Raw genomic sequence first — 8,091 nt, 5'->3', positions numbered from 1 at the left:
CGATGGCACCGCCCGCGATCAGCGCGAGGGTGATGATGCCCATCGTCTTCTGCGCGTCGTTGGTGCCGTGCGCGAGCGAGACCAGGCCGGCGGAGGCGATCTGGCCGGCGCGGTAGCCCTTGCGGGTGGCCTCGTCCTCGGCGTTCTTGGAGAGCGTGTAGGAGAGGCGGGTGGAGAGCGCCGCAGCGAGGCCGGCGACGACGGGGGCGGCGACCGCCGGGAGCAGGACCTTGGTGACGAGCACGTCGCCGTGGACCGCGCCGAAGCCGGCGGAGGCGACGGTGGCGCCGATCAGACCGCCCATGAGGGCGTGCGAGGAACTGGAGGGCAGGCCCACCAGCCAGGTCACCAGGTTCCAGAGGATGGCGCCGACGAGGGCGGCGAAGATGACCTCGGGACGAATGCCGTTCTCGTCGACGAGACCCTTGGAGATCGTGTTGGCGACCTCCACCGAGAGGAAGGCGCCCACCAGGTTGAGCGCGGCGGACATGGCCACCGCGATCTTGGGCTTGAGTGCACCGGTCGAGATGGTCGTGGCCATCGCGTTGGCGGTGTCGTGGAAACCGTTCGTGAAATCGAACGCGAGTGCGGTAACCACCACAATCGCGAGGATCAGCGAGAAGCTTTCCATTTACCCAGGCAATCTTTCGAAGTCGTTGGCTGTTGGACCGTAGGCAACCTGGGTGAACGGCAGATGAACTGAGGAGGGCTTGGGGGTGTCGATGAGGGAGGGTCGCCATTCCGCTTCCGGTCCGGCGACCCAGTCGCCGCTTGGTCAGTGACCCAGGGCGAACGACTTCAGCCGTCCCGCCGACCCGTTGAAGAGATTCTGGTCACCCGGCAGGCTGCCGCTGTTGTCGTACTGCCAGAAGGTCCACGACGACCATCCGGCCGGCAGCGCCCCGGCGTCCGCCGAGCCGTGGCGGGCGATCCACAGCGCGTGGTCGGCGGCGAACGCGCTGCTGCCGCCGGTGCAGAGGTTCCACCAGTTCGTGGTCGTGTAGATCACCGGCCGCCGGCCGGTCTCCCGCTTCAGTTCGTCACTGAAGGACCTGATCCACCGGACCATCCGGGAGGGGCTCAGCCCGTAGCACCGGTGCTTCTTGTCGTACGGGTTGTACTCGACGTCCAGTGCGGGCGGCAGCGTCCAGCCGTCCGCCGTCCAGGTGCCGCCGTGGCTCACGAAGTACGCGGCCTGCCGGGCGCCCGACGACTGGTCCGGCAGGGCGAAATGGTACGCGCCCCGCCTGATCCCGGCCTGGCGGGAGCCGTTGTACTGCTGGTCGAAGTACGGGTTGCGGTAGGTGGTGGACTCGGTGGCCTTGATGTAGACGAACCTGGCGCCCTCCGCCCGGGCACCCGGCCAGTCGACGTTCTTCTGGTGCGAGGAGACGTCGTGCCCCTTCGGCAGGCTCACCGCGGTCGCCGGTGTCCCGGCGAACGCGGTCGCGGTCGCCGCGAGGCCGAGCGCCGCCACGGACGCCGCGAGGGCGTGGACGCAGCGGCGGGGCGGTGGAATACGGTCACGGGCCATGTTTCCCCCCGGAATGGCGACGTGTACGAAAAATCGTCCAGAGATTATTGGAAGATCGGCGTATCATCGGCGATCTTCGGCCAAGCCAAGAAATAGACCTCTTTGTGATGGTTTGCGCTCTACTGGATTCGGGACGCCCGGCCTAAAGTGCCCGGCCGCGCAGGCCGGTTGGGGCGGCGCCTGACAGGATTCGGGCCATGGCTGAGCAGCGGCGGGACGAGCGTGGCGGACGGGATGGACGGGCCGGCGCACCGGGTGCGTCGGAGCCGCGAAGGCGGGACGTACGCGCGGAGGAGGCGAGCGCCTGGCTCGAACTCGTCGCCACCGCCCGCCGCACGGCCTCGGACGGCCTGGTCGTCGGCACCTCCGGCAACGTCTCGGTCCGCGTCGGCGACACCGTGCTGGTCACGCCGTCGGGCGTCCCGTACGACCGGCTCGCCCCGGACGACGTGACGGGCGTGGACCTCGCCGGCCGCCAGGTCCTCGGCACCCTTGTTCCGACCAGCGAACTGCCGATGCACCTCGCGATCTACGGCAGCACCGACGCCGGAGCCGTCGTCCACACCCACGCGGTCCACGCGACGGCCGTCTCGACGCTCGTCCCCGAGCTGCCGGCGATCCACTACATGTCCGCCGCGCTCGGCGGCGCGGTCCGGGTTGCCCCGTATGCGGCGTACGGCACCGACGAGTTGGCCGAGAACATGCTCCGCGCCCTGACCGACCGCTCCGGCTGCCTCCTCCAGAACCACGGCACGATCACCCACGGCGCCACCCTGTCCCAGGCCTACGACCGCACCGCCCAGCTGGAGTGGATGTGCCATGTGTGGCTGACGGCGTCAGCGGTACCCGGCCTGACCCCGAGCCTGCTCTCCCCGGACCAGGTGGCGGAGGTGGGGGAGAAGCTGAGGGGATACGGGCAGCGGGAGGGGTGAACCCCGGCCGGGCGGGAAGGCGGATCCAGTGGCTTCGTCGATTTCTCCCTCCTCCACTGGCCGACACCGGAGTCCGCCCGGACACTGGACAGGTGCGCCCAGTCAAAGTCACGGCCGCTGCCGTCGGTGCCGTACTCGCCGCCGGTGTGGCGGGCGTGGCCGCGGGGCGGTTCGCCAGTGACGCCGCGCTGAAGGCACCGCCCGGCCGCCCCCTGCCCACCGAACCCCGGCTCACCGTGCACGGCACCGCGGCCGGCCGCATCATCCTCACCCGCGACCTCGCCTCGCTGCGCCCCGGCACCTACGGTCTGGCCGGCGACGGCTCGCACGCGGTCGTCGGCGCCGTCCTGGAGTCCGCCGCGACCACCGCCGACACAGTCGTACGGCGGCTGGAGCGGGTGACCCACGGCACCTTCGAGACGGGCGACCGGGCCTGGCTCACCGCCAACGTCCACGTCGGCAACCCGGGCGCGGCCCTGGGCCTGGAGTACGCCGACATCGACCTGCCCGGCGAACTCGGCCCGCTGCCCGCCTGGTTCGTACCCGGCCACCGGGACACCTGGGTGATCGCGGTGCACGGCCTCGGCACCACCCGCGAGCACCCCATGAACGTCATGGCGTCCCTGCACGCCCGGCGCCTGCCGGTCCTCGCCCTCGCCTACCGCGGCGACCTCGGCGCCCCGCGCCCCCCGGACGGCCTGAACCACCTCGGCGAGAGCGAGTGGCGCGACCTGGACGCGGCGATCCGCTACGCCGTCCGCTACGGCGCCCGCCGCGTCGTCCTGCACGGCTGGTCCACCGGTGCCACCATGGCGCTGCGCGCCGCCGCCCACTCGGCACTGCGCGAGCGCATCTCCGGGCTGGTCCTGGACTCCCCGGTGCTCAGCTGGGAGGCCACCCTGCGCGCCCTCGCCCAGGCCCGGCACACTCCCGAGCCCCTGCTGCCGCTCGCGGTACGCGCCGCCCAGGGCCGCGCCGGGCTGCACGCCGACCACGCCGCCGACCCCGTCGACCCGGACCAGCTCACCGTGCCCACCCTGATCGTGCACGGCCCGGACGACACGGTGGCCCCGTGGGTGTTCTCCCGCAGGCTCGCCGAACAGCGCCCCGACCTGGTGGCCCTGCACACGGTCCCGGACGCCCCGCACGGCGCGATGTGGAACGCCGACCCGGACGAGTACGAGGAACGGCTGCGCCGGTTCCTCACGCCCCTGATGTGACGCGCCCCGGCGCACACTCCCTGGCGCGCGCTCCCCGGCGCCCTCCGCACGAGCGGTCCCCGACGAGTGCGCCCGGCGTCCCACGACACCCCCGATGTGATTCTTCCCGCACCCGTCGGCCCTTCCCCTCCGCGCCCCCGGCCTCTCCCCGTCCCAAGCCGGAGACCCCGATTCCGGCCGGTCCCGGAGGTTCCGTTTAACGCCGTACCACTGGCCTGAACATGTCTCCTCGCCTCCCCTCGCACCCCGTGCGTTGGCCAGCCCCGTCGCCCGCCGTGACATTCCGTTTGGGTTTTCGGACCGTCAACCGGAAGACTGCACCCGTGACGTCCCGTATCCCGCGCGACTCAAGGCTTCGACTCGTCCGAACGCGACCCCTGGCCGCCGCCCCCCGAGCGATGAACCAGCGGCCCGCGCGCCGCCCCGCACCCCGCCCGCCCGAGGGCACCCCGGCCCCCGCCGAGCTGGCCAGAATGGCACGCTCCGGCCTGGCCGGCGCGGCCCGCGTCGCCCACTGGGCCGATGCCGCCCTCGGGCCGGGCAGCGACGGCGCGACCGCCGACGGCAAGGCCACCCTCTCCGACGCGTCCGCCGAACGCGCGTCCGTCGACCTGGGCCTGACCGCCGCTCAGGTCCGCGCCGACTGGGACACCGCCCGCCTCGCCGGACTGGTCGAGGTGCACGGCGACAGCGCGCGCCCCGGCTGGCGGCTGCGCGCCTGGGACCGTGACGACAGCGCCGTGCTGCGCGGCTGGGTCGCCCTCTTCGACGCCTGGTCGCTCGCCCACCCGGAGCCCGCCGAGTTCGAGCCCGCCGCCGTCGCCGAAGTCGTCTCGGCCATGCCCCAGGTGCTCTCCTTCCTCCAGCTGTCCGCCGGTCCCGTCCCGGTCGAGCAGCTTCTGGACCTGCTGGGACAGCGGGTCACCGAACTGCGCACCGAGCGCTGCGAGGTCCCCTACGACACGGAGAACGGCACCGGGACCGCCAGACCCCTCGCCGCCGTGCGCTCCGCCGACGCCGACCCGGCGGACCACGCCCCAGTCGAGGACCCGGCCCCCGCCGACGAGGCCGAGCTCGCCCCGCTCCTCGACTGGTCGCTGCACGCCCTCGCCTCCGTCGGCGCGCTGACCTACGGCGACGGCCAGGCCACCCTCACCCCGCTGGGCAGCTGGGCGGTCTGGGTCAAGCTGGAGCAGATCTGCGTCGCCGCGCAGAGCCCCGCCGGCAACATCGAGGTCGCCGCCGAGGAGATGCTGCGCGGCTGCGCCCAGCTGCGGCCCAACGCGGCCCGCGCCGAGTACCGCGCCTGGCTTGCCGCCCGGCCCGTCGGCAGCGCCGTCACCGAGCTCGTCGACGCCGCCCGCGGCGAGGACGCCCTGCTGCGCGGGCTCGCCTTCGAGGCGCTGCGCGTCGTCGGTGCCCCCGCCGAACCGGACGTCCGCGCGGTCGTCGACGAGCCGACCCTGCGGCCGTACGCCCTGCTGTGGCTGGCCGAGCACGACGGGGTCGACCCCGAGGACGCCCACGAGGTGCTCACCCGGGAGGAGGCCACCTGGCTCTGGGTCGACACGGCCGCCGCGGTCGCCGACCACGGCGAGGCCCCGCTGCTCGTCCGCCACCTGGAGTCGGCGCTGCAGCCCACCGTCCCCGCGCTGCTCGACGAGGTGCGCGCCGTCGGCCACCCGCGCACCGTGCAGGTCCTGGTCGCCCTCGCCGCCGCCCACCCCGACCCGGCACTCGCCAAAGCCGTCCGCCGGGCCGCCTTCCAGGTGCACACCGGCGGCTGAGGGGCCCAGGAGTGCCGATGCGCGATCAGCCGGCTATCTCCGGCGCGTACGTACCGAAGCTCCAGATGTTGCCCTCGACGTCCCGGGCCATGTAGTCCCGCGAACCGTAGTCCTGGTCCGTCGGGGGCATCAGGATCTCGGCGCCGTGGTCGACGGCGCGCTGGTGGTGTGCGTCGACGTCGTCCACGACGATGTACACCCCGGTCGGGCCGCCGCCCTCCATCGCCGCGTCGAACCGGCCGCCGCGGCCCCTGGAGCCCAGCATGACCGCGCCGTTGCCCTGCACCAGCTCGGCGTGGAGCACCATGCCGTCCTCGCCCTCGTACACCGACAGCTCGGTGAAGCCGAAGGCCTCCGTCAGCTGCTTGATCGCCGCCTTCGCGTCCGTGTACAGCAGCGACGGATAGATGCTCGGCCGCCCGCCACTCGTGCCCGCCATCCCGATCACTCCCTCGTGTGTCGGTCCCCCGAAAGCCGTCGTTCCGGCCTGGTCCCCAGTCTCGCACCCGGCACTGACAACGCCCCGGGCCTGTACCGTCGTTGCAGGTCAGCCGCTCGTCGCCGGCTCCGGCCGCACCGAACTGCTCCCGGCGCCGGTCAGGTTCGACCGTGACCCGCTCAACGCGCCCGTCGGGTCCTGCACATGGTGCCCGTACCCGTGCGCCACGACATGAGCCCGGGACACCGCCCTCTGCTCGCCCCGTCCCCCACCACCTTGAGGCATCCGCGCCGCCGCTTCGCGCCGATGACCGGACCGACGCCCGAACGGGCGACGTGCCGTCCCGCCCCCGCGTCACGCCCGCCCGCCGGCCGCCGGCGTGGCTACGCTCTGCGCCTGACCCGTGGCACAGGGACGCCCGGCCGGGCGCCGAGGGAAGGAGTGGCCGTTCGGCACCGCAGGAGGACCGCGCCGCCCGACGCCGAGGCCCTCCTGGAGCAGTCCGCGACGGTCCGCCGGGAGCGGCCTCCGGCCACCCTCCCGCACCGGCCTGCGCGTGCCCTCCCGAGGACACCCCCCGCCCGCGGACCCGCAGGACGGCCCCTCACCCTCGCCCTGCTCCTCGCGGCCGGGCTCCTCGCCCTCGCCCACCAGATCCGCCCCGCCCCCTACGGCGACCACCTCACCTCCGGCCCGCCCGCGCACACCGCACGCGCGCGTGGCGGCGTCGTCGAGGCGTACGACGGCCGGACCCTGCGCTGGAGGTACGCGCGCCCGGGCCGGCGCCCGCTCAGCGTGCTGCCCACGCGCGGGCAGGCGATCACCGTCTGGGACGACGGGCTGGTCACCGACACCGACGGCCGCTCCGTGCGCTGGCACCGCGCCCTGCCCGCGGCGACCGACTGGCTGCGCGCCCGGGGCGGCGCCGGCGTCCTGCGCCCCCTGGGCCGCGGCATCCTCGCGGTCGTCACCCCGTCCCGCATCGCCGCGTACCGCACCGCCGACGGTGACCTGCGCTGGGTGCTGCCCGCCCGCGCGGGCTGCGCCTTCCGCCCCGAACGTGCCGTACGTCACGGCCATGCCCTGCTGGTCGCGCAGCCCTGCGCGCGGGGAGCCTGGACCGCGCAGCTCGTCGCCGTGGACGACCTGGGCGGAATCGCCCCGCACCGCACCCCGCTGGGCAACGAACCGCCCCGCGCGGGCCGTCCCGAACACCCGCGCACCGAAAAAGCGCTTGCGCCGCCCCGTTAGACTTGGCCCATGGCCATTCTCCTCGCGCATTAGACGGCGGGAACGTCCTCAGCCGCCCACCCGTCACTATCCGTACGCTCTGGAGTCTGTCCGTGATCTCCGCAACCGGTATCGAGCTGCGCGCCGGTGCGCGCGTCCTCATCGAGAACGCCACCTTCCGCGTCGCCAAGGGCGACCGCATCGGCCTGGTCGGCCGCAACGGTGCCGGCAAGACCACCCTCACCAAGGTCCTCGCCGGCGACGGCATCCCCGCCGCGGGCACCGTCACCCGCTCCGGCGAGGTCGGTTACCTCCCGCAGGACCCCCGCACCGGCGACCTCGACGTCCTCGCCCGCGACCGCATCCTCTCCGCGCGCGGCCTGGACGCCCTGATCCGCAAGATGCGCGAGAACGAGCAGCGCATCGCCAACGGCCAGGGCGCCACCCGCGAGAAGGCGCTCAGGCAGTACGAGCGCCAGGAGACCGAGTTCCTCACCAAGGGCGGATACTCCGCCGAGGCCGAGGCCGCCACCATCGCCGCCGCGCTCAACCTGCCCGACCGGGTGCTCGGCCAGCCCCTGCACACGCTCTCCGGCGGTCAGCGCCGCCGTATCGAGCTGGCCCGCATCCTGTTCTCCGACGCGGACACGCTGCTGCTCGACGAGCCGACCAATCACCTCGACGCGGACTCGATCGTCTGGCTGCGCGACTACCTGAAGACCTACCGCGGCGGCTTCATCGTGATCTCCCACGACGTCGACCTGGTCGAGACGGTCGTCAACAAGGTCTTCTACCTGGACGCCAACCGCTCCCAGATCGACGTCTACAACATGGGCTGGAAGCTCTACCAGCAGCAGCGCGAGGCCGACGAGAAGCGCCGCAAGCGCGAGCGCGCCAACGCCGAGAAGAAGGCCGCCGCGCTGCACTCGCAGGCCGACAAGATGCGCGC

General features: G+C 73.3%; 8 protein-coding genes. 5 read left to right on the top strand and 3 right to left on the bottom strand.

Annotated elements, in window-relative coordinates; translation table 11 throughout:
* Both JF597_RS52110 and JF597_RS52105 read right to left on the bottom strand, forming a co-directional pair.
* On the bottom strand, window positions 1–631 hold a 631-nt coding region (locus tag JF597_RS52110; RefSeq protein ID WP_294013806.1), incomplete at its 3' end, for an inorganic phosphate transporter.
* A gap of 144 nt (window positions 632–775) precedes the next feature.
* Complete coding sequence (locus JF597_RS52105) at window positions 776–1,534, bottom strand: lysozyme (RefSeq protein ID WP_294013803.1); 759 nt, start codon at window positions 1,532–1,534, stop codon at window positions 776–778.
* 197 nt (window positions 1,535–1,731) lie between these two features.
* On the opposite strand from JF597_RS52105, the gene JF597_RS52100 reads away from it, so the two are divergent.
* The 3 genes from JF597_RS52100 to JF597_RS52090 all read left to right on the top strand — a co-directional run bounded on the left by JF597_RS52100 (window position 1,732) and on the right by JF597_RS52090 (window position 5,473).
* On the top strand, window positions 1,732–2,466 hold the full coding sequence (locus JF597_RS52100) for a class II aldolase/adducin family protein (RefSeq protein WP_294013801.1): 735 nt from the start codon (window positions 1,732–1,734) through the stop codon (window positions 2,464–2,466).
* A 92-nt stretch (window positions 2,467–2,558) separates the two neighbouring features.
* Window positions 2,559–3,686, top strand: a complete 1,128-nt coding sequence (locus JF597_RS52095; protein ID WP_294013799.1) for an alpha/beta fold hydrolase — start codon at window positions 2,559–2,561, stop codon at window positions 3,684–3,686.
* A 398-nt stretch (window positions 3,687–4,084) separates the two neighbouring features.
* On the top strand, window positions 4,085–5,473 hold the full coding sequence (locus tag JF597_RS52090) for a hypothetical protein (RefSeq protein ID WP_294013797.1): 1,389 nt from the start codon (window positions 4,085–4,087) through the stop codon (window positions 5,471–5,473).
* Window positions 5,474–5,498: 25 nt separating this feature from the next.
* Here the strand turns inward: JF597_RS52090 and JF597_RS52085 are convergent, their stop codons facing one another.
* A complete protein-coding gene (locus JF597_RS52085; protein WP_294013794.1) occupies window positions 5,499–5,912 on the bottom strand; it encodes a VOC family protein in 414 nt (137 codons plus the stop codon).
* Window positions 5,913–6,353: 441 nt separating this feature from the next.
* Between JF597_RS52085 and JF597_RS52080 the strand changes: the two genes are divergently transcribed.
* The gene (locus JF597_RS52080) at window positions 6,354–7,163 is read left to right on the top strand and encodes a hypothetical protein (RefSeq protein WP_294013791.1); all 810 of its coding nucleotides are present in this window, start codon (window positions 6,354–6,356) and stop codon (window positions 7,161–7,163) included.
* Window positions 7,164–7,255: 92 nt separating this feature from the next.
* A partial coding sequence (locus JF597_RS52075) for an ATP-binding cassette domain-containing protein (protein ID WP_294013789.1) occupies window positions 7,256–8,091 on the top strand: 836 nt, incomplete at its 3' end.

It is taken from the genome of Streptomyces sp. (assembly GCF_019510245.1).
Classification (GTDB): Bacteria; Actinomycetota; Actinomycetes; order Streptomycetales; family Streptomycetaceae; genus Streptomyces.
The sequence above is the reverse complement of the archived record's forward strand: the minus strand, read 5'-3'. Positions and strand labels throughout refer to the sequence as shown.